The sequence below is a fragment of the Actinoplanes sp. NPDC051851 genome (assembly GCF_040681165.1).
Taxonomy (GTDB): Bacteria; Actinomycetota; Actinomycetes; order Mycobacteriales; family Micromonosporaceae; genus Actinoplanes.
The window spans coordinates 336,516-355,809 of sequence record NZ_JBFAYF010000002.1 but is presented as its reverse complement, the minus strand read 5'-3'; the positions used below and the strand labels follow the sequence as shown (position 1 = coordinate 355,809).

The following is a 19,294-nucleotide window of genomic DNA, read 5'->3' as shown; positions in this document are numbered from 1 at the left end:
GGCCACATCCATGTCAGTGTCGTCCGCGTCAGCGTCGTCCGCGACGTCCCCGACCGGCACGTCACGCATCGGCGGGCACATCCATGTCAGTGTCGTCCGCGACGTCCCCGACCGGCACCACCAGCACGTCGTGGGCGCGCAGGTAGTCCCGTGCACCCCGGTCCCCGGTCGCGGTGGCGGCCACCCCGGCCCAGTGCTCCCGGCCGAGCAGCACCGGGTGGCCCCGGCGCTCCCCGTAGCCACCCATCACCAGGGCGTCCGGGCTCGCGTGGCCGGCGATCCGGCGTACCGCCTCGGGCGTGACACCCGGCATGTCCACCAGCAGCACGACGGCGGCCTGCGCACCGGTACCCTCCAGCGCGGCCAGCCCGGCCCGCAACGAGGACCCCATGCCGCTGCTCCAGCCGGGGTTGACCACGGTCCCGGCCAGCCCCGGCGCCGCCGCACGAACCCGCTCCGCCGCCGCACCGAGAACCACCACACCGTCGGCCACACCACCCAGCCGCAGCGTCTCCACCGCGTGCTCCACGAGCAGCTTCCCGCGATGCCGGACCAGCGCCTTCGGCATCCCGTAACGGCGCCCTTCCCCGGCCGCCAGCACCAGCCCCGCCGTCATCATCCGCCGAGCGTAGCCACCCTATGTTGCCGTCTCCCACTCCCCGTTTGTTTCCACTTCCCACCCGCCACCGCCACCGCCACGCCCGTCGCCCGTCGCCCCGGGCGTGGTTGATCCCGAGTCCTCGTCGTGCGCTCGTCACCGGCCGGGCTGGGGCTCGCCAAATACCCCGCCGGGTGGGGCCGGGGGCCTTCGGGACCTGCTGGGTGGGGCTGCCGGGACCGTGGGGGTCAGTCGTGGGGGCGGTGGGCGGCCAGGGCCAGGCGGACCCGGTTGGGGCTGGCGGTCTTGGTCATCAGGGCGGTGATGTGGGTCTTCACCGTGGTCACGCCGATGTGCAGGCGGTCGGCGATCTCCGCGTTGGTCAGGCCCTCGCCGACCAGGTCGAGGACGTCCTGTTCGCGAGTGGTGAGGCCCTCGACGCGGTGCGGGGGCTCAGGGCGGGCGTCCACCGCGCGCCGGACCAGGCGCCGCAGCACCTCCTGGCTGAACGGGCTCTCGCCGGACGCGGCCTGCCGGATGCCGGCCAGCAGCTCGGCCGGTGGGGCGTCCTTGAGCAGGAAGCCGCACGCCCCGGCCTGCAGCGCCGGGTACAGATGGTCGTCGTCGCCGAACGTGGTCAGCACCAGGATCCGGGCGGCCGGGCGCTGCGCCGTGATCCGGCTGGTCGCGGTGATGCCGTCGACGCCGGGCATCCGCAGGTCCATCACGATCACGTCGGGGACCAGGCGGGCGGCCTGCTCGACGGCGGCGCGCCCGTCGCCGGCCTCGCCGACGACCGTCATGCCGTCCTCGGCGTCGAGCAGCATCCGCAGCCCGGCCCGGATCAGCTGCTGATCGTCGACGAGCAGGACACGGATCACGTCGCCACCCCCAGAGCGGGAAGAACCGTGTGCACCCGCCAGCCGCCGCCGGACGGGCCGGCCGTGAGGGTGCCGCCCAGGAGGGTGACGCGCTCGCGCATGCCGATCAGGCCGTGACCGCCGCCCGGAACCGTGTCCGGTGGTGTCGTCCCGCCGTCATCGGTCACCGTCCACTCCAGATCTGTATCGGACATGGACACCCGCAGCTGGGCCCGCGCACCGGCTCCGGCGTGCTTGGCCACGTTCGTCAGCGCCTCCTGTGTCAAGCGGAGCACCGCGAGGCCCCGGACCGCGTCCACGCCGCCGATCGCCGGGTCGACGTCGGCCTCGACCAGGACCCCGGCCCGGCGCGCGTTCTCCACCGCGCCGTCCAGCGCCGCGGGCAGGGCGGCGGGGTCGATCGCGGTCAGAGCGGCGTCACCGCGAGCGCCCTCCGGATCGCGCAGAACGGTCACCAGACGCCGAAGGTCGGCGAGCGCCGCGGTGCCGGTCCGGTGCACGTCGTCGAAGATCTCGGTGGCCCGCGGATCCAGGTCGGGCAGGACGTGCCGGGCCACCCCGACCCGCAGGACCATCGAGGCGACGTGGTGGGCGACCACGTCGTGCAGCTCCCGGGCGATCGCGCCGCGCTCGTCGGCCCGCGCCGCGCGCTGCTCCGAGAGTGCCCGTCGCTCGGCCTGGATCCCCAGCTCGTGAGTGGTGCGGACGACCGTGCCGAGCAGGATCGGCAGGCCCAGGTTCACCGCCAGCCCGACCACCGACTCCAGCATCCGGCCCTCGGTGGACGGCCGCTCGGCGATCAGGTAGACCGCCGCGACCAGGCCGGCAGCGGCCCAGGTCCAGCGGGCCCGGGGCGCCCAGAGGGTCAGCTCGGCGAGCGCCCAGGCGGTGCCGACCTGGTTGATCACAGGATCGTCCACGGTCACCAGCGCGGCCACGAAGAGTCCGATCTGGACCAGCAGGCTGATCGGTTGCCGACGGTTCAGCAGCAGCAGGGCCAGGAACGCGGCACCCGCGAGGCTCAGCTGGACCGCGGTCGGCTGCGGGCCGGTGTGCTGCCGGACCGCGAGGTAGCCCAGGCCACTGAGGTCGAGCAGCACCGCGCGGGTGAGGGTGTCCCGCACATTGAGGAGCCCGACCATGCGCATCAAGGGCAGGCGCGTCGGGGCCGGGCGCGTCAGGGCCGGGCGCATCGGGGGCATGCGCATCAGGGTAGGGCCCGCCGACCCCTCGCGAGGACCGCCGCGACACCGGCGGCGGTTCCGGCGACCAGTGCCGCCAGCGCGATCAGGGTGATCCCGTCCGGTCGCAGCAGTGGTTGTGCCCGGAGCGCCTGCCAGGTCAACAGCAGTTCCAGTACGCCGTACGCCACCCCACCCACGAGCACCAGGCCGAACCGGGAGCGCTCACCCACTCGGCGCAACGCGTACGCGAGAAGGGGCAGGGCTTGTAAAGCGTGCAATCCCACGAAGTGACCGATCCGCAGATCACCACCGGCCGTGCTCCAGCCGGTCAGCGGCATCCCGGGCCCGCCGTCGGGGACGCCCACGCTGTGCGCGCCGGTGACGCCCTCGATCCCGGTCGTCTGCCGCACCATCGGGAAGGCCACCGCCATCCCGAGCAGCGAGAGCAGCAGCCCGAGCCGGATCGCCCAGGCCATCGCCCGGTCCGGGATCCGCTGGATCAGCGCGACCACCGCGATCACCAGCTGGGCCACGAAGAGCACCATGATCGACGAGCCCATCGCCGACCAGAGCGCGGCGTTCAGCGGCGTGGTCTCGTTGTAGTGGCTGGTCGTACCCCGAACCACCTGGATCACGATGATCGCCAGCTCGATCACCGACACCCCGACCAGCACGGTCGCGGCCCATCCCGCCGCCCGGCTGCGGCGCGGCAGCATCGTGAGCATCCAGGCCAGCGTCAGCCCGTAGACGCTGAACGACACCGCGAACTTGAACGGCTTCAGCCAGATCGGCACCCCGGTGAGTACCCGCCCGTCCAGGAGCAGCCCGCCCACCGCCACGATCGCCACCACCGCGGCCGCCACGGCGAACCCCACCAGCGGCCGATGCCATCGCCCAGGCCCCGCGAACACCTCGATCGTCGTCATATTCGCAGCGTCGCGGCGTACGGAGATCGATGCGTCCGCCCACGAGCCCGACCCGCGGCCGATGGTCGGACCCGTTCTCCTACCCGGGTAGGAGAACGCCCCGCCCGGATGGACCGGGCGGGGCGTGTGTCGCTGCGGCGAGCGGACTACTGCGGGTAGTCCCGGTAGCTGCCGGTGTAGTAGTCGCCGACCTGGTCGCGGTACGCCGACGTCTCGAAGGTCTCCTTGTCGTACTCCGGGGAGTCCTTGATCTGGTCCTTCGTGCGGTCCACGTAGACCTTGCGCTCGCCGTGGTCCACGTTCTGCACCACGCCGGCCGGGAGCAGGACCTTACGGCCGAAGATCCACGGGCCGGTGTCGACGACCAGGTGGGCGGTGCCGACGTCGTACGTGGCCTTGTCGATCGCACCGATGTGACCGTCGGTCGCCTCGACCTTGTAGCCGACCAGGTCGACGCCGGAACGGCCGGCCTCGTCCACGAGTTCGCCCTCGACCGGCTCGTAGCCACGGGTGAGGGTCTCCGGATCGCGCCAGGACCACGGGGTGAACGGCGTAGGTTGCATCACGGCCTCCTCATACTCGGTATTCGTTTGCCGCTGCTCCTTGACGTACCCACCCCGGCCGACGTTAACCGTTCGGATTAGACGGAACGGCCAACCTCGGTGTCCACAAGGGCGGACATGCAATTGATCTACATCCGTGAACACGGACACCCCGTGAATCGTTGTTGGTGAGCGGAACGCCCACCGACACATCCCAGGGGGGATCCTCAATGTTCCGTACGACCCGAGCCCGTAAGCGCGCGCTCATCACGGCCGGCATGGTCGCCGTGGTCGGCGCCATCGGCACCGTGACGTTCCAGGCCTCGGCGGCCACCAATGCCGAGACCCGTGCCGTCCCGGTCCCCGCGATCGCCGACGCGATCAAGGCGCCGGCGGGTTCCCGCCCGATCGGCACGTTCAGCGTCGTCTCCGGCACGCAGACCTACACCTGCGTGGTTCCGGACGGCAGCACGACCGGTGCGTACACGGGCGCCTCGGTTCCCGAGGCTCAGCTGGCCGGCGCCGCCGGCCGGTTGCACCACTTCGCCGGGCCCAGCTGGCAGTCCACCCGGGACGGCTCGCTGGTGACCGCGACGAAGACCGCGACGGCGGCGAAGACCGGCACCATCCCGGAGCTGCTGCTCCAGGTGACCAGCCACACCGGCAAGGGCATCCTGTCCCGCGCCGACTGGATCAACCGGCTGGCCACCTCGGGCGGCGTCGCGCCGACCAGCACCTGCACCGCCGGCCAGACCGTAGCCGTTCCGTACAAGGCCGTCTACGTCTTCTGGGACGACCCGGCCGTCTGAGCCGGATGGATTCTTAGCCGGATGGATTCTGAACCGGATGGATTCTGAACCGGAAAGATGAGGTCGCGGTCGGCTGGCAGGGGTGTCCGAGCCGGCCGCGCTTCTCCTGACCGGGCTTCGGAGTCCGAGGCTCAGTGGGCTTCGGAGTCCGAGGTCCGGCGCGCCGGTTTCCACCCGCGCCCGTTCGTGGTGTGCATCGGCGCCGGAGGGGTGTCGACGATGCCGAGCTCCTCCCGGATCGCCGCCTCCAGCTGCTGCATCACCAGCGGCACCTGCGCGATCAGCTCCCGGAAGTGCGTCTCCGGCCGTACGCCCGGGACCCCGGCCGGGTTCATCTGCCCGTGCAGCCGCTCCAGTTGCAGATGCACCGCGAGCGCCGCGCTCCGGACCGGGCCGGAGGCGAGCAGCCGCACCGGCATCAGCGCCGGCCCGATCTCGTCGACGTAGGTGAGCGCGCTCGGCGTCTTCTCCCCCGCCTCGTAGGCGGTACGGAGCCGATGGGTGGCCCGCTCGAACCCGGTGAGCAACTGGACGTAGGCCGTCTTCCGCTCCTCGTACCACCGCCGCGTCCGGCGACGGCGGCTGATCAGGTCATTGCCGCGGGCGGTGGCCAGGTGTACCGCCGCGGCCCCGGCCAGCGCGAACACAGCGGCCACGAGGGGCAGTCCCCACCACGGGATCTGAGACACCCGCTAACCGTATCGGCCCGGCCTCAGGCGGTCTGTCACCCCACCGCCTTCACTCACCCTCGGTTCCTCCCTTTCCGGGTACGACCCCGGCCCTTGACCTCAACCGCACTTGAGATCGCAGACTCCTCCCATGAGAGCTGTGGTGTTCGATGGATACGGACCACCGGCCGTGCTGCACCTCGCGGACCTCCCCGATCCGGTGCCCGGGCCCGGTGAGGTGCTGGTCCGGGTGCGGGCGGCCGGGGTGCAGCCGTTCGACACCGGGTACCGGAGCGGCCGGATGTCCTGGGCGAAGGCGGAGTTCCCGGGCCAGACGATCGGTCAGGAGTACGCGGGGGTGGTCGAGGCGCTCGGCGCGGGGGTGACCGGTCTCACTCCGGGTGACGAGGTGCTCGGGTCGGCCCTGTTCACCGGCAACTGCGAGCTGCTCGTGGCGCCCGCCGAGAACGTGGTCGCCAAGCCCGCCGAGCTGGACTTCCCGGCGGCGGCGGCCCTGGTGGCGGCCGCCCAGACGGCGTCCGGCGCGCTGCTGGAGCTGGGCGTGGGCGACGGTGACGTGCTGCTCGTGCACGGTGCGGCAGGCAGCGTCGGCACGATCGCGGTCCAGCTGGCCCGTCGTGCCGGGGCGACCGTGATCGGGACGGCCCGCCCGGAGAACCACGACTACCTGCGGGGGCTGGGTGCCGTACCGGTGGCGTACGGCGAGGGGCTGGTCTCCGCCGTACGCGAAACCGGTCATGAACCGACCGTCGCCCTGGACGCCGCCGGAGGCGTCTCGATCGCACAGTCCGTGGCTCTGGGGATCCCGGGCGACCGGATCGGCACGATCGTCGACGACCGGTCCGCGGCCGAGCACGGCGCCCGGGTGGTCCGCGCGGCACGCTCCCCCGCGCGTCTCGCCGAGGTGGTCGCGCTCGCCGCCCGGGGCGAGGTGGCCCTGCCGGTCCGCACGTTCCCGGTCGCCGAGGTGGTGGCCGCCCACGAGCTGGTCGAGTCCCGCCGCGGGCCCGGCAAGGTGGTCCTCATCCTGTAGCGGGCCCGATCGGCGGAACAGCGGGCCCGATCAGCGCGCCGATGCCGTCCAGGAGCCGGGCCAGGCCGAACTCGAAGAGCACGTCGAGGTCGAACTCGAACTCGTGGGCGGCGGCCAGCTGCGCGAAGTGCGGCGCGTTGATCGTCGTGGCGACCTGCCGGAAGGCCTCCTCCTGGGAGTCCATCCACTCGTCGTCGGTGAGGCCGCTGTCCCGCCGGGCCTCGGCCTCCGGCTCCAGCCCGCTGGCCACCCCGCGGACGAACGTGAAGAGCAGGACCTCGACCAGCATCCGGTGGAAGACGTCCAGGCCGGTGCCGTTCAGCGAGCCCATCAGCCACTCGCCGAGGCGCAGCGCGTTCGGCACCATCTGCGGGCGGGTCAGTGACATGGACGAGGCCAGCCAGGGGTGCCGCTGAAAGACCTCCCACATCGCCCGGCAGCAGACCGCGAGGTCGGCCCGCCAGTCGCCGAGGTACCGGGGCGGCACCCGCAGCCCGCCCAGCGCCGCGTCGATCATCGCGAGCACCAGTTCGTCCCGGCCCGGCACGTGGCGGTAGAGCGACATGGTGGCCACGCCCAGGTCGGCGGCGATCCGGCGCATGGAGAGCTCGGCCATCCCGTCCCGGTCGGCGATCGCGATCGCGGCCGCCACGATCCGGTCCCGGTCCAGGTCGGCGTCGCGGGGCGGGGCGGCCCCGGCCACCACCGTGCCGACGCCGGGGCGGGCCGTGGTCAGCCCCTCGTCGCGCAGCACCGCGTGCGCCTTGGTGGCCGTCGCGATCGCCACGCCCCACTCCCGGGTGATCGCCCGCGCCGACGGCACCCGCTCGCCGGGCCTCAGCTCACCCGCCTCGATCCGGCGCCGGATCTCCGCCACGATCCGCCGGTACGCCGCCTCGGTCACCTAGTACACCACCCCTCCCGTACTAGTGCGCTTTGCCCGATTCCGGCCAGCGGCCCTAGCGTGTAGTACATCGATGTACACAGTACGCAGGGGGAGTCGAGAGATGCGAGTTCTGATTTCCGGTGCCAGCATCGCCGGTCCGGCGCTGGCCTTCTGGCTGCACCGGGCCGGCGCCGACGTGACCGTGGTGGAGAAGGCCCGGGCGCCGCGCCCGGGCGGGCACGCGGTCGACGTCCGGGGCGCCGCCCGCACGGTCGTCGAATGGATGGGCCTGCGCGAGGCGATCCGCGTACGGCAGGTCGACGAGCGCGGCTGGAAGATGGTCGACCACCGGGACCGCACCATGGCCGCCATGCCCGCCGACGCGTTCGGCGGCGAGGGCATCGTCGCCGAGATCGAGATCACCCGGGGCGACCTGGCCGGGATCCTGCTGGACGCGACCCGGGACGCCGCCGACTATCGGTACGGCGACCGGATCACCGCGCTGGCCGACGGCCCGGACGGCGTCGACGTGACGTTCGCGAGCGGGACCACCGGGCGGTACGACGTCGTGATCGGCGCCGACGGCGTGCACTCCGGGGTCCGCGGGCTGGCGTTCGGGCCGGACGACGACTACGTCCGCTACCTCGGCGCGTACACGGCGTACTTCACCATCACCGATCCGGGCGACCTGGACAACTGGTACCTGATGTACAACGAGCCCGGCGGCCGGGTCGCCGGGATCCGCCCGGAGCGCGGCGGCACCGCCAAGGCCCACCTCTCCTTCACCCACCCCACCGCCGACTACGAGCGCCTCTCCCCCGAGGAGGCGGTACGGCTGACCACCGAGCGGATGGCCGGCTGCCGGTGGCGGGTGCCGGAGTTGGTCGCCCAGATGCCGGGTTCGCCGGACTTCTACTTCGACTCGATCAACCAGGTGCACGTGAAGCGCTGGTGGCGGGGCCGGGTGGCGCTGCTCGGCGACGCCGGGTACTGCGGCTCCCCGCTGGCCGGGCTCGGCACCAGCATGAGCCTGGTCGGCGCGTACGTCCTCGCCGGCGAACTGGCCACCGGCGCCGACCCGGAGCGGGCCTTCGCCGCGTACCAGGAGACGATGGCCGACTACGTCGCCGACGGGCTGCAGCTGCCGCCGGGCGGGATGACCATGTTCGCCCCGCAGGGCCGGCTGCTCATCCGGGCCCGGGCGCTCTCCACCACGCTGAGCACCCGCTGGCCGATGCGCGGCCTGCTGGCGAAGCAGTTCGGCAAGGCCGACGCCATCACCCTGACCGAGAACGCGCTGGTCAGTGCAGGTATGCAAGCCCGTCCACGATGACACCCGGCCGCTGCGCGGTCCCCTCCACCTGGATCTTCACGGTGTGCTCACCGGTCGAGGGGAACTGCCGGGTCCAGACGATCTGCCGGTACTTCGTGGTCGGCGAGCGGAGGTCGGCGTAGCCCTGGAACGCGCCGTCCAGGAAGACCTTGATCCGCCCGGACTCCGGCGTACGGCCGACGATCAGGCCCGCGGAGCGCCCGGTGAACGTCCAGGAGAGCGACGCGCTGGCGCCGGTCGCCAGGAAGGCCGAGCGGTCCAGGTGGTTCCGGTCCACCAGCGTCCGCCACGTGCCGGAGCGCTTCGCCATCGTCTCGGTCAGCACGTCCGGCGTACGGGTGACCTCCGCGCTGCGCAGGTTCCCGGCGTGGTCGGCGACGAGCACCGTCCAGCTGTTCGCCCGGCTGACCGTGGCCGTGCCGGGCATGTCCCGGGCCGCCGCGGTCAGATCCGCGGTGCTCGGCCCGGTGACCGAGACGGCCCGCAACCCGGACGGGTCCTTCGCCTCCCAGGTGAGCCGGATCGGCGCGGTGCCGCCCACCGTCCCCGCCGTGAGCGCCACCTGCGGCAGCACGGCGAAGGACGGCGGCACCGGGTCGGCGACCAGCCGCGCGCTGATCGTGGCGGTACGCCCGGAGAGGTGCAGCGCCCGGACCGCGATCGTGTGCTCGCCGGCCGGCAGGCTGAGCCTGCTGAGGCGGTACCCGTTCGCCACCGCACCGGTGTACTTCCCGTCCACGAAGACGTCGAACCGGTTGATCATGCGACTCGGCGTGGTCAGGTCCCAGAGCGCCTGCACGGCGCCCTTGGTGTAGTACTGCCCGGCGTACGCGCTCGCCCCGCCCAACCGCTCGAACCGCAGCCCCGCCGGTGCCGCCCCGGCCAGCGCCCGGATCGCCGGCAGCTGGGCGTAGAGCGCGTTGCCCGGGCACTCGGTCGCCCCGGCGTCCCGGTGCCCGGAAATCCGGTACAGCGTGACCCGTTTCCCGGCCGAGAACTTCGGGCCACCCCCGGAGACCAGCGTGACCTTCCCGGCGGGCGTGTTCCCGGCCGCGCCGAGCTTGTACGCCGCCAGCTGCGCCACCGACCAGCGGGCCGCCGGTGTCAGCGTCGCGGTCCGGTAGTCCCCGAGCACCGCGACCGCGCTGGCGTCGTCGTTGAAGCCGAGCGTGTGCGCCCCCTTCACCGACCGGTGCACGCCGCCCTTGCGCCCCTCGAAGACCGTGCCGCACTTGTCGACCAGGAAGTTGTAGCCGATGTCGTCCCACCCACGGCTCTTCACCTGGTACGCCTCGATCCCCCGCACGATGCTCGCGGACTGCCCGCACGTGTACCGGTTCGTCCCCGCGGTGTGGTGCACGAAGAACACCTGCACCGGCCCGGTGTACACCGGCTTCCCCTTGACGATGGCCTCGTCGGCCCGCCACCCGGCCCGCGTCTGCATACTCGGCACCGGTCGTACCGGAATGGCCGGGGTCTTCTCCTCCCGATCGCCATCGGGCGGCTCGGCGAAGGCGGCCGGTTCGACCACCCGCGCCTCCGGATTGATCAGATCGACCCGCAGCCCGCCCGGCAGGGCCCGCTCCCCCGCCGCGCCCACGACCCGTGCCTGCACGGCGTCCGACGGGCCCACCCAGAGCGGATCACTCGCACCCCGGTCGCCCGGCGCCCGCGCGGCGTCCGGCTCGTCCGCCTCCAGCGCCTGCCAGGAGGTCCACCGCCCACCGCTGCGGGTACGCACCTCGACGGCCCCGTCCACCACCGCCCGCGGATCGGTCCAGGTCACCCCGACCATGCTGAACGGCGCGGTCTCCCGCGGAGCCAGCGAGGCCGTCCGCCCCACCCACGCCGCCACCAGGCTCATGCCGTCGACGGCCGGCGCACGCGACGTCAGCGCGAACGTCTGCAGCAGCGGCCCGTCCACCGCGGGCACCCGCCACACCGGCGCCCTGCTCTCCCACCGCGGCGACAACCCGGCCAGCGCGAGAACCACCGCCGGCGTCACGGCGACCAGGGCGGTACCAAGGCGTGCGGCAGCACGTTTCCGGCGCATGTGAGAGCTCCCCGGCCACCGGGCCTCAGGTCTCGTGTTCACATTCGCGGCGGCCATCGCCCACCTTGCCCCCGCCAGAAGCGACATGTGGCGCTTTTCTGCGAAAAAACCTCGGCACTTCCGGGGTTTACCGCCACACCGCCACCGGGTACAGCCTCGCCGCCCCACCCCCACGGCACAGAGGAGCATCCATGTCCATCCAGGGCGTCTTCTACATCATCGCGGTGATCCTGCTCGTGATCGCCGCCCTCCCGGTCACCACCCGCGGCATCAGCCTGGCCCTGCTCGGCGCGGCCTTCGCCCTGCTCGCCTACTCCTGGGACACGATCACGGCATAGGGCACCGGGGGTTTGGTCAACCTGGGACGGTCGGGGCGGTGGGTGGGCCTGCAGGGCGGTGGAACATTTATGCCCTGCGTGCCCACCCACCGCCCCGGCCTTGCATGGTTTCCTGTCACGCCCGGCGATGGGTTCAGCACGGCTGGGTGCATGGCTGAGCTGGGACCTCACCTTTCGGTAGCCGGTCTGGCTGCCGCGCGGTGTTCGGCCTCGGGGAGCGCGTTACGCGGGCCGGGCCGAGTGGTGGGGCAGGCGAATAGACCGGGCCGGTCACTCTTGTAGACCGGGCCGGTCACTCTTGGCGGCGGTAGACCACCGCTTGCCAAGGGGCCAGTAGCAGGGGGTCGGGGGAGGGGGAAGGGGTGGGGAGGTTGGTCAGCAGGAGGTCGGCGTTGGACCAGGAAGGGGCGTCGGGGATCTCGGCGCGGACCGGGTGGGGGGTGAAGTTGGCGAGGACCAGGAGCTCGGTCTTGTTCAGGCGGCGGGTGAAGGCGTAGATGCGCTCGTCGGTGGGGAGCAGCATGGTGAAGTCGCCGGTGACGACGGTGGGCTCGCAGTGGCGGAGCTCGATCAGGCGGCGGTAGTAGTGGAAGACCGAGGTGGGGTCGGCGCGCTGGGATGCGGCGTTGATCTGCGGGTAGTTGGGGTTGACGGCCAGCCACGGGGTGCCGGTGGTGAAGCCGGCCTGCGGGGAGTCGTCCCACTGCATCGGGGTGCGGGCGTTGTCGCGGCCCCGGGCCCGCAGGACGGTGAGGACCTCCTCGGGGTTGCGGCCCTCGAGGGAGAGCGCCTGGTGGTACTGACCGAGCGCCTCGATGTCGCGGAAGTCCTCGATGCCGCGGAACGGGTAGTTGGTCATCCCGAGCTCTTCGCCCTGGTAGACGTAGGGCGTACCGCGGTGCAGGTGGAGCACGGTGCCGAGCATGGTGGCCGAGGCGACCCGGTGTTCGGGGCTGTCGTCGCCGTAGCGGGAGACGACGCGCGGCTGGTCGTGGTTGTTCCAGTACAGGCTGTTCCAGCCCTCGGTGGCGAGGCCGGCCTGCCAGCGGCCGAGGATCGCCTTGAGGTCGGTCAGCTTCAGCGGGACGAGCAGCCACGGGTCGGGCCCCCGGTCGACCCAGACGTGGTCGAACTGGAAGACCATGTCGACCTCGTGGTTGGCCGGGTCGGTGTGGACCTTGGCCTCGTCGATGGTGACGCCGGGCATCTCGCCGACGGTCAGCAGCCCCTCGCGCCCCGCGAAGACGGCCGCGTGCATCTCGCGGAGGAACTCGTGCAGGCGCGGGCCGCCGACGAAGCTCGCCGAGCCGTCCGCGTACGCCGCCCCGACGGGGAGACGGCCGTCGGGCAGCGTGACGTCCTTGGAGATCATGTTGATGACGTCCATCCGGAAGCCGTCCACGCCCCGGTCCAGCCACCAGCGCATCATGGCGTAGACCGCCTCGCGGACCTCCGGGTTCTCCCAGTTGAGGTCGGGCTGCTTCGTCGAGAACAGGTGCAGGTAGTACTCGCCGGTCTTCTCGTCGTACTCCCAGGACGGCCCGCCGAAGACGGAGCCCCAGTTGTTCGGCTCGGCGCCCGGGGTGCCCGGCGCCATCCCCGCGCGGGCCGGGCGCCACCAGTACCAGTCGCGCTTCGGGTTGTCCTTCGAGGACCGGCTCTCGGCGAACCACGGGTGCTCGTCGGAGCTGTGGTTCACCACCAGGTCCATGATCAGCTTCATGCCCCGGGCGTGCACCCCGGCGAGCAGTTCGTCGAAGACCTCGAGGCTGCCGAACATCGGCTCGATGTCCTGGTAGTCACTGATGTCGTAGCCGTTGTCGTCCTGCGGGGACGGATAGATCGGCGAGAACCAGAGGACGTCGACGCCGAGTTCGGCGAGATGGTCCAGATGGTCGATGACACCGCGCAGGTCGCCCATGCCGTCGCCGTCGGAGTCCGCGAAGCTGCGCGGGTAGATCTGGTAGACGACCGCTTTCTTCCACCATGAATCCGTCACTGGTCTTCTCTAACACGAGAACGCGTCCGGTAACCGGCGGGCATACTATCCACGTGGTTATTACCTTTATATGGCTTTTGTCATGAGGGTGGCGCTGCTGGGGCCGATCGCCTGGCGCACGCCACCCCGGCACTACGGGCCGTGGGAGCTGATCACCGGCCTGCTCGCCGAGGGGCTGGTCGCGCGCGGCGTCGACGTCACGCTCTTCGCCACCCTGGACTCGGTCACCGCGGCCACCCTGGAAGGCGTCGCGGCGACCGGGTACGAGGAGACCGACGCGATCGACGGCCGGGTCTGGGAGGCCCTGCACGTCAGCCACGCACTGGCCCGCTCGCACGAATTCGACCTGGTGCACAACCACCTGGACTGGCTGCCGCTCGCCTTCTCCGCGCACTGCCGCGCACCGATGCTGACCACCGTGCACGGTTTCTCCGGGCCGCACATCGTGCCGGCGTACCGGCGTTCGGACTCGCACTTCGTCTCCATCTCCGACAGCGACCGCTCGCCGGAACTGGACTATCTGGCGACTATTCACCACGGCGTGGACCTGAGCGGGTTGCCATTCCATCCGGACGGCGGGGACGACCTGATCCTCTTCGGCCGGATTCATCCGGACAAAGGGACCGACATCGCCATCGAGATCGCCGAACGGGCCGGGCGGCGGTTGGTGATGTGCGGCATCGTGCAGGATCGCGCCTATTTCGAGGAACGGATCGAACCGCGCATCGACGGGGAACGCGTCGTCTACCTCGGTTCGGTCGGGCCCGGGGAACGGGGCGCCGTCCTCGGCTCGGGCGCCGCGCTGCTGCATCCGATCCGGTTCGCCGAGCCGTTCGGGCTCTCCGTGGTGGAGTCGATGGCCTGCGGGACGCCCGTGGTGGCGTACGCGAAAGGCTCGATGCCGGAAGTGATCGACGAGGGCGTGACCGGGCGCCTGGTCGGGTCGGTCGACGCGGCGGTGGCGGCCGTCGACGGGATCGGGGAACTCGATCGCGCGGTTTGCTCGGCGCGTGCCCGGGAACGCTTCTCGGCGGAACGGATGGTCGACGAGTACCTGGCGATTTACCGAAAAATCATCAGCTGAATACGTAGATCTTGTTAACGTCGCAATGTGAATTGCGCGTTAATCGGGACTTATTCCCGGAACGCCTTTGCGCCGTTCACGCGCGGAGCGTACGACGAGGCCCGCGCGCGCAGTCCGCGCTGCGGGGAGGCAGCCGGCCGAGAGAGAAAGGCCCTGGCATGCCCGCGACATTCGGGTTTTTGAGCACTTATCCCCCCACTCAATGCGGTTTGGCGACATTCAATGCCGCACTGGCGACCCACCTGACCGGCGGCGCCGCGGGTTCCGGGGTGGTCCGCCTGCTCGCCCTGGACAACACCAGCGGGGGGATCGCGCTCGACCGGGCCGCGCCGCGCGTCGTGCATACCTGGCACACCGACCGGGCCGGTGGCTGGAGCGACGCCGCCGAGGCGCTCAACCGGTTCGACGTGGCCATTATCCAGCACGAGTACGGGATCTACCCGGGCGACGCCGGCGCCGAGGTGCTGCCGCTGCTGCGCGCCCTCACCGTCCCGGCCGTCGTGGTCCTGCACACCGTCCTGACCCAGCCCGACGACCTGCAGCGCGCGGTCCTGGAACAGATCGCCACCGAGGCCGACGCCGTGGTGACCATGACCGACACCGCCCGCCGGCGCCTGACCGGCAACTACTGCGTCGACCCTCGCAAGATCACCGTGATCCCGCACGGCGCCGGCAGTCACGCCGGGGTGCCACGGACCGGCCACGACCGGCCGCACCTGCTCACCTGGGGGCTGCTCGGGCCGGGCAAGGGCATCGAGTGGGCGATCCGTGCGCTCGCCGACCTGGACGACCTCGACCCCGCCCCGTTCTACACGGTCGCCGGGCGTACCCATCCGAAGGTTCTGGAGCAGCAGGGGGACGTCTACCGGGACGGGCTCAAGGCGCTCGCCGCGGAGCTGGGCGTGACCGGGCAGGTGCGCTGGTCCGATCTGTACCTGGAGCCGGCCGAGCTGTCCCGGCTGATCCGCTCCGCCGACGCGGTGGTGCTGCCGTACGACTCCACGGAGCAGGTCACCTCCGGCGTGCTGATCGAGGCGGTCGGCGCCGGGGTGCCCGTGGTGGCGACCGAGTTCCCGCACGCCGTCGAGCTGCTGGCGGACGGGCCGGGACTGCTCGTACCGCACCAGGATCCGGAGGCGATGGCCGTCGCGATCCGGCATGTGCTGGCCGAACCGGGACTGCCCGGCCGCCTCACCGGGCTGGCCGGCGGGCCCACCCTGCGCTGGCCCGCGGTCGCCGCGCGCTACCAGGCCCTGGCCGGCCGGCTGCTCGCCGAGGCCGCGCCCGTTCGATTGGCCGCGGCGGCTCCCCTGACCGCGTGATCAGGCCAATCACGACTCGCGAGGCCGTAAGCCGAAGCAGAATGCAGGCATGAGCGACGGCAGGGAGCTCATCATCGAACTCAGCGCCCAGAAAGGCTCATGACGCCATGGAGCGAAGCGGAGTGGTGGCATGAGCCAGGCGTTGCGGCTGCTTCCGCCGCCGATTCAGCTGACCGACGTGCCGGAACCCCGCTGGGATCACGTGCTCCGCCTCTCGGACGACACCGGGTTGCTGGAGCACGCCCGCAACGCGATCGTCCGGCGCGAGCACGGGTACTGCGTGGACGACGTCTCCCGGGGCCTGCTGCTGGCGAGCCGCGAGCCCCGGCCGGCGCCCGAGGTGCTCCGCGCCGCCGAGCGCTACCTCGCCTTCCTCACCCACGCGCAGGCGCCGGACGGGGCGTACCGGAATCGGATGAGCTACGACCGTCGCTGGCTGGACGAGCCGTCGCTGGGCGACTGGTGGGGCCGGGCCCTGTGGGGGCTCGGCACCGCCGCCGCCCGCGCCGCCGCCGGATACCTGCGGCGCGAGGCGCTGGAGGCGTTCCGGATCAGCGCACGGCGGCGCTCACCCTACCCGCGGGCGATGGCGTTCGCGGGGCTGGGCGCGGCCGAGGTGCTGCGCGCCGATCCCCGCGACCGGCAGGCCGCCGAACTGCTCGGCGACGCGGCCACGGTGATCGGCCTGCCCGGCTCGGACCCGCTCTGGGTCTGGCCGGAGCGGGAGCTGACGTACGCGAACCCGGCCCTCGCCGAGGTGGTGATCGCCGCCGGTGACCTGCTCGGCGACGAGGCGCTGCTCGGCGACGGGCTGCGGATGCTCGCCTGGCTCTGCGACATGCAGGGTCACGACGGGCACCTCTCCACCGTCCCGGTCGGCGGCTGGCAGCCCGGCGCGCCCCGGCACCGCCACGACCAGCAGCCGATCGAGGCCGCGGCCACCGCGGACGCCTGCGCGACGGCCGCCGCGGTCACCGGCGACGAACGCTGGGACGCGCCGCTCTTCCAGGCCATCGCGTGGTTCCTCGGCGACAACGACACCGGAACGGTGATGTGTGATGCCGAGACTGGCGGATGTTATGACGGATTGAAGGTCGATGGTCCTAATCTGAACCAGGGGGCCGAATCCACTCTCGCCCTCCTCTCCACCTTGCAGCATGCCCGGACCCTCGCGCACCGCAGCGCGACCAGACCGTCAGGCGGCCTAGGTTGACAGCAACCGTGAACACCACCGACATCACCCGTCACAACATCACCATGGCGCCGGACGGCCGCCGCGTCGTGATCAAGCTGTTCGTCCCCGGTGAGGACGCGCACGCCACGCACAACCGCACCGCCTGCATGATCGAGCGGGTGCTGCAGCTGGACGAGAACGACATCGCCGCGCTGCTGGAGGACGTGCTGACCCGGTTCGCCGGCCGGCACCACGACATCCTCTCCACGTTCCAGCACCACTACGAGGTGGTCCAGCACCGGGTGCCGCCGGAGATCGAGCTGTCACCGTCGGCGCGGACGCTGATCGGGGCGTACTTCAGTCACGAGTTCTCGATCGAGGCGGCGGCGCTCTGCAACCCGTCGATCGTCCCGCACCCGGACCAGAGCGACCTGGCCCCCGGTGAGCTACGGGCGGCGCTGAGCCTGCGGCAGATCGGCGAGGGGCACATCTCGTCGATCGGGTTCTGCAGCGTGATCCTCGGCCCCGGCGCCGCGATCCGGCTGGAGGAGCGGGACGGCCCGCTCGCGATCGGTCAGCGGGTCGGCGCCAAGCACATGAAGCACCAGCTCTTCGCGGCCCTCGGCGACGAGGACATCGACAACGAGGCCTCGGCGTACGTCCTCAACGCGCTCCCGGAGCGCTATGACGACCACGAGTTCGAGGACATCATGAGCCACCTGCCGGCCGAGTTGCTGGCCCGGCCGACCACGCCGATGACGCTGGACCTGATCCGGCGCATCGTGATGGACGACTACGCGATCACCTACCCGGCGACCATGCCGCTGCACCAGCGGGTGATGTGGCCGGCCACCCCGAGCGAGAGCCGGGGCATGGAGGATGCCCGGTTCGTGCAGGTCATCGACCCGGACGGACGGCCGGCGTACCAGGCGACCTACACGGCGTACGACGGGTTCAACATCTCCGGCCGGGTGATCTACAGCCGGGACCTGCGGCACTTCGAGGTGACCGCACTGCACGGGCCGGCGGCACGGAACAAGGGCATGGCGCTCTTCCCGAGGTACGTCAACGGGAAGAAGCTGGCGCTCTGCCGGTCCGACGGCGAGACGCTCGGCCTCGCCGTCCGCGACGATCAGCACCGCTGGCAGCCGGCCGGGCCGCTGCTGGTCCCGCACCGCGGCTGGGATCTGATCCAGGTCGGCAACTGCGGCTCGCCGATCGAGACCGAGGCCGGCTGGCTGGTCCTCACCCACGGCGTCGGTCCCATGCGCCGGTACGCGATCGGCGCCATGCTGCTCGACCTGGACCACCCGGAGCGGGTGATCGCCGACCTGCCGCAGGGCCTGATCGACCCGGACGAGACCGAGCGCGAGGGCTACGTCCCGAACGTCCTGTACTCCTGCGGCGGCCTGGTCCACGACGGCCGTTTCTGGATGCCGTACGCCTCGAGCGACGTCCGGATCGCGTTCGCCAGCATGCCCCTCGACCGATTGCTCCACCGCATGCAACCGATCGAACGCTGAGCCCTACTCCGGGACGTTGGCCGCGACGACCCAGATGGTCAGGACGGCGAGGAAGTCGCCGCGGGCGCCGGCCGCCTCGACCCGGCCCAGCCACTCGTCACGGAGGCCGGGTGGGGTCGCCCAGGTCTCCTCGGGCACCCGCGGGTTGACCATCGGCAGCACCACGGCGGCGGAGTCCGGGCTGCCGAACAGGCAGGTCACCGGGGTCGCGGTCAGGCCGGTCAGGCCGGCCGCGACCAGCCGGCGCCGCAGCGTACGGCCCATGTCCCGCTGTTTCGGGGTGAAGTGGCCACTGACCTGCTCGATCACCGTGGCGCCGAGCGCTGCCGGCACCCCGTCGAAGGCGAGCGAGTCCCAGTCGGTGTCGATCAGGCAGATCCGGCCGCCGGGGCGGGTCACCCGGATCAGCTCGGCGATCGCCCGGTCCGCGTCGTCGACGTGCTGGAGGACCCGTTCGCACCAGACGCCGTCGACCGCGTCGTCCGGCAGGTCGAGCGCGCAGACGTCGCCGGTCACGTACCGCACGTTCGTCTGGTCGTGCCCGGCCCTGGCGACCGTGGTCAGCGCCGCCGAGTAGTCCAGCGCGATCACCTCGCCGCGCGGGCCGGCCTCGGCGGCCAGACGGCGGGCCACCTCGCCGTTCCCGGAACCCGCGTCCAGCAGCCGCTGCCCGAGCGCGGGGCGCAGGGCGTCGAGTCCGGTACGGCGTACCCGCCGGATCTCGGGGTGCTGACCCATTTCGGTCAACGCGGCCAGCACGATCTCGGACATCTCGGCGGTCAGTCCGTCGATGTCGGAGAACGGCGTACGTTCCTTCTGCGCGGGTTCCATGTCGCGATTCTTTCTCCGTCAACGACCTTTCCGACGGCACCCGTCATCCATCCGACAGGGCACCAGGCCACATCGAGACGCTTCTCACC

General features: G+C 71.7%; 18 protein-coding genes. 8 read left to right on the top strand and 10 right to left on the bottom strand.

Annotated elements, in window-relative coordinates:
* Positions 1 to 61: 61 nt before the first annotated feature.
* The 5 genes from AB0M08_RS04010 to AB0M08_RS03990 all read right to left on the bottom strand — a co-directional run bounded on the left by AB0M08_RS04010 (position 62) and on the right by AB0M08_RS03990 (position 4,152).
* Positions 62 to 619 (bottom strand): nucleotidyltransferase family protein, encoded by a 558-nt coding sequence (locus AB0M08_RS04010; protein ID WP_364487969.1) that lies wholly within the window; start codon positions 617 to 619, stop codon positions 62 to 64.
* A gap of 227 nt (positions 620 to 846) precedes the next feature.
* The gene (locus AB0M08_RS04005) at positions 847 to 1,479 is read right to left on the bottom strand and encodes a response regulator transcription factor (protein ID WP_364487966.1); all 633 of its coding nucleotides are present in this window, start codon (positions 1,477 to 1,479) and stop codon (positions 847 to 849) included.
* The gene (locus AB0M08_RS04000; protein WP_364488045.1) at positions 1,476 to 2,627 is read right to left on the bottom strand and encodes a histidine kinase; all 1,152 of its coding nucleotides are present in this window, start codon (positions 2,625 to 2,627) and stop codon (positions 1,476 to 1,478) included. The genes AB0M08_RS04005 and AB0M08_RS04000 overlap by 4 nt, the downstream gene beginning before the upstream one ends.
* A gap of 59 nt (positions 2,628 to 2,686) precedes the next feature.
* Positions 2,687 to 3,589: a hypothetical protein gene (locus tag AB0M08_RS03995; protein WP_364487964.1), complete on the bottom strand. Its 903-nt coding sequence runs from the start codon at positions 3,587 to 3,589 to the stop codon at positions 2,687 to 2,689.
* A 146-nt stretch (positions 3,590 to 3,735) separates the two neighbouring features.
* On the bottom strand, positions 3,736 to 4,152 hold the full coding sequence (locus AB0M08_RS03990) for a PRC-barrel domain-containing protein (protein ID WP_364487961.1): 417 nt from the start codon (positions 4,150 to 4,152) through the stop codon (positions 3,736 to 3,738).
* Positions 4,153 to 4,361: 209 nt separating this feature from the next.
* Between AB0M08_RS03990 and AB0M08_RS03985 the strand changes: the two genes are divergently transcribed.
* Positions 4,362 to 4,940 (top strand): DUF3455 domain-containing protein, encoded by a 579-nt coding sequence (locus AB0M08_RS03985; protein WP_364487958.1) that lies wholly within the window; start codon positions 4,362 to 4,364, stop codon positions 4,938 to 4,940.
* Between the two features lie 131 nt (positions 4,941 to 5,071).
* Here the strand turns inward: AB0M08_RS03985 and AB0M08_RS03980 are convergent, their stop codons facing one another.
* Complete coding sequence (locus tag AB0M08_RS03980; protein WP_364487955.1) at positions 5,072 to 5,629, bottom strand: hypothetical protein; 558 nt, start codon at positions 5,627 to 5,629, stop codon at positions 5,072 to 5,074.
* A 130-nt stretch (positions 5,630 to 5,759) separates the two neighbouring features.
* Between AB0M08_RS03980 and AB0M08_RS03975 the strand changes: the two genes are divergently transcribed.
* Positions 5,760 to 6,662 carry an NADP-dependent oxidoreductase gene (locus tag AB0M08_RS03975; RefSeq protein ID WP_364487953.1) on the top strand — a complete coding sequence of 301 codons (903 nt, stop codon included), beginning with the start codon at positions 5,760 to 5,762 and terminating at the stop codon, positions 6,660 to 6,662.
* Here AB0M08_RS03975 and AB0M08_RS03970 read toward each other — a convergent pair.
* Positions 6,652 to 7,566: a TetR/AcrR family transcriptional regulator C-terminal domain-containing protein gene (locus AB0M08_RS03970; protein WP_364487951.1), complete on the bottom strand. Its 915-nt coding sequence runs from the start codon at positions 7,564 to 7,566 to the stop codon at positions 6,652 to 6,654. The two genes, AB0M08_RS03975 and AB0M08_RS03970, sit on opposite strands and share 11 nt — an antisense overlap.
* A gap of 103 nt (positions 7,567 to 7,669) precedes the next feature.
* Between AB0M08_RS03970 and AB0M08_RS03965 the strand changes: the two genes are divergently transcribed.
* Entirely contained in the window at positions 7,670 to 8,881 is a 1,212-nt protein-coding gene (locus tag AB0M08_RS03965; protein ID WP_364487948.1) for an FAD-dependent monooxygenase, read from the top strand.
* Here AB0M08_RS03965 and AB0M08_RS03960 read toward each other — a convergent pair.
* Positions 8,850 to 10,934: an N-acetylmuramoyl-L-alanine amidase gene (locus tag AB0M08_RS03960; protein ID WP_364487945.1), complete on the bottom strand. Its 2,085-nt coding sequence runs from the start codon at positions 10,932 to 10,934 to the stop codon at positions 8,850 to 8,852. The two genes, AB0M08_RS03965 and AB0M08_RS03960, sit on opposite strands and share 32 nt — an antisense overlap.
* A gap of 191 nt (positions 10,935 to 11,125) precedes the next feature.
* Here AB0M08_RS03960 and AB0M08_RS03955 point away from each other — a divergent pair, with 191 nt between their 5' ends.
* Positions 11,126 to 11,272 (top strand): hypothetical protein, encoded by a 147-nt coding sequence (locus AB0M08_RS03955; protein WP_364487943.1) that lies wholly within the window; start codon positions 11,126 to 11,128, stop codon positions 11,270 to 11,272.
* A 292-nt stretch (positions 11,273 to 11,564) separates the two neighbouring features.
* Here the strand turns inward: AB0M08_RS03955 and AB0M08_RS03950 are convergent, their stop codons facing one another.
* Positions 11,565 to 13,271, bottom strand: coding sequence for an alpha-glucosidase (locus tag AB0M08_RS03950; protein ID WP_364487940.1), 1,707 nt, complete (start codon positions 13,269 to 13,271; stop codon positions 11,565 to 11,567).
* 82 nt (positions 13,272 to 13,353) lie between these two features.
* Here AB0M08_RS03950 and AB0M08_RS03945 point away from each other — a divergent pair, with 82 nt between their 5' ends.
* The 4 genes from AB0M08_RS03945 (at position 13,354) to AB0M08_RS03930 (ending at position 18,374) form a co-directional block, all read left to right on the top strand.
* Complete coding sequence (locus AB0M08_RS03945; RefSeq protein WP_364487937.1) at positions 13,354 to 14,355, top strand: glycosyltransferase family 4 protein; 1,002 nt, start codon at positions 13,354 to 13,356, stop codon at positions 14,353 to 14,355.
* 158 nt (positions 14,356 to 14,513) lie between these two features.
* Positions 14,514 to 15,677 (top strand): glycosyltransferase, encoded by a 1,164-nt coding sequence (locus tag AB0M08_RS03940; protein ID WP_364487934.1) that lies wholly within the window; start codon positions 14,514 to 14,516, stop codon positions 15,675 to 15,677.
* A gap of 130 nt (positions 15,678 to 15,807) precedes the next feature.
* On the top strand, positions 15,808 to 16,890 hold the full coding sequence (locus tag AB0M08_RS03935) for a glycosyltransferase (protein WP_364487931.1): 1,083 nt from the start codon (positions 15,808 to 15,810) through the stop codon (positions 16,888 to 16,890).
* A 44-nt stretch (positions 16,891 to 16,934) separates the two neighbouring features.
* Complete coding sequence (locus AB0M08_RS03930) at positions 16,935 to 18,374, top strand: glycoside hydrolase family 130 protein (RefSeq protein ID WP_364488042.1); 1,440 nt, start codon at positions 16,935 to 16,937, stop codon at positions 18,372 to 18,374.
* Between the two features lie 3 nt (positions 18,375 to 18,377).
* On the opposite strand, the gene AB0M08_RS03925 is transcribed toward AB0M08_RS03930, so the two are convergent.
* Positions 18,378 to 19,205, bottom strand: a complete 828-nt coding sequence (locus AB0M08_RS03925; RefSeq protein WP_364487928.1) for a methyltransferase domain-containing protein — start codon at positions 19,203 to 19,205, stop codon at positions 18,378 to 18,380.
* Positions 19,206 to 19,294: the final 89 nt, after the last annotated feature.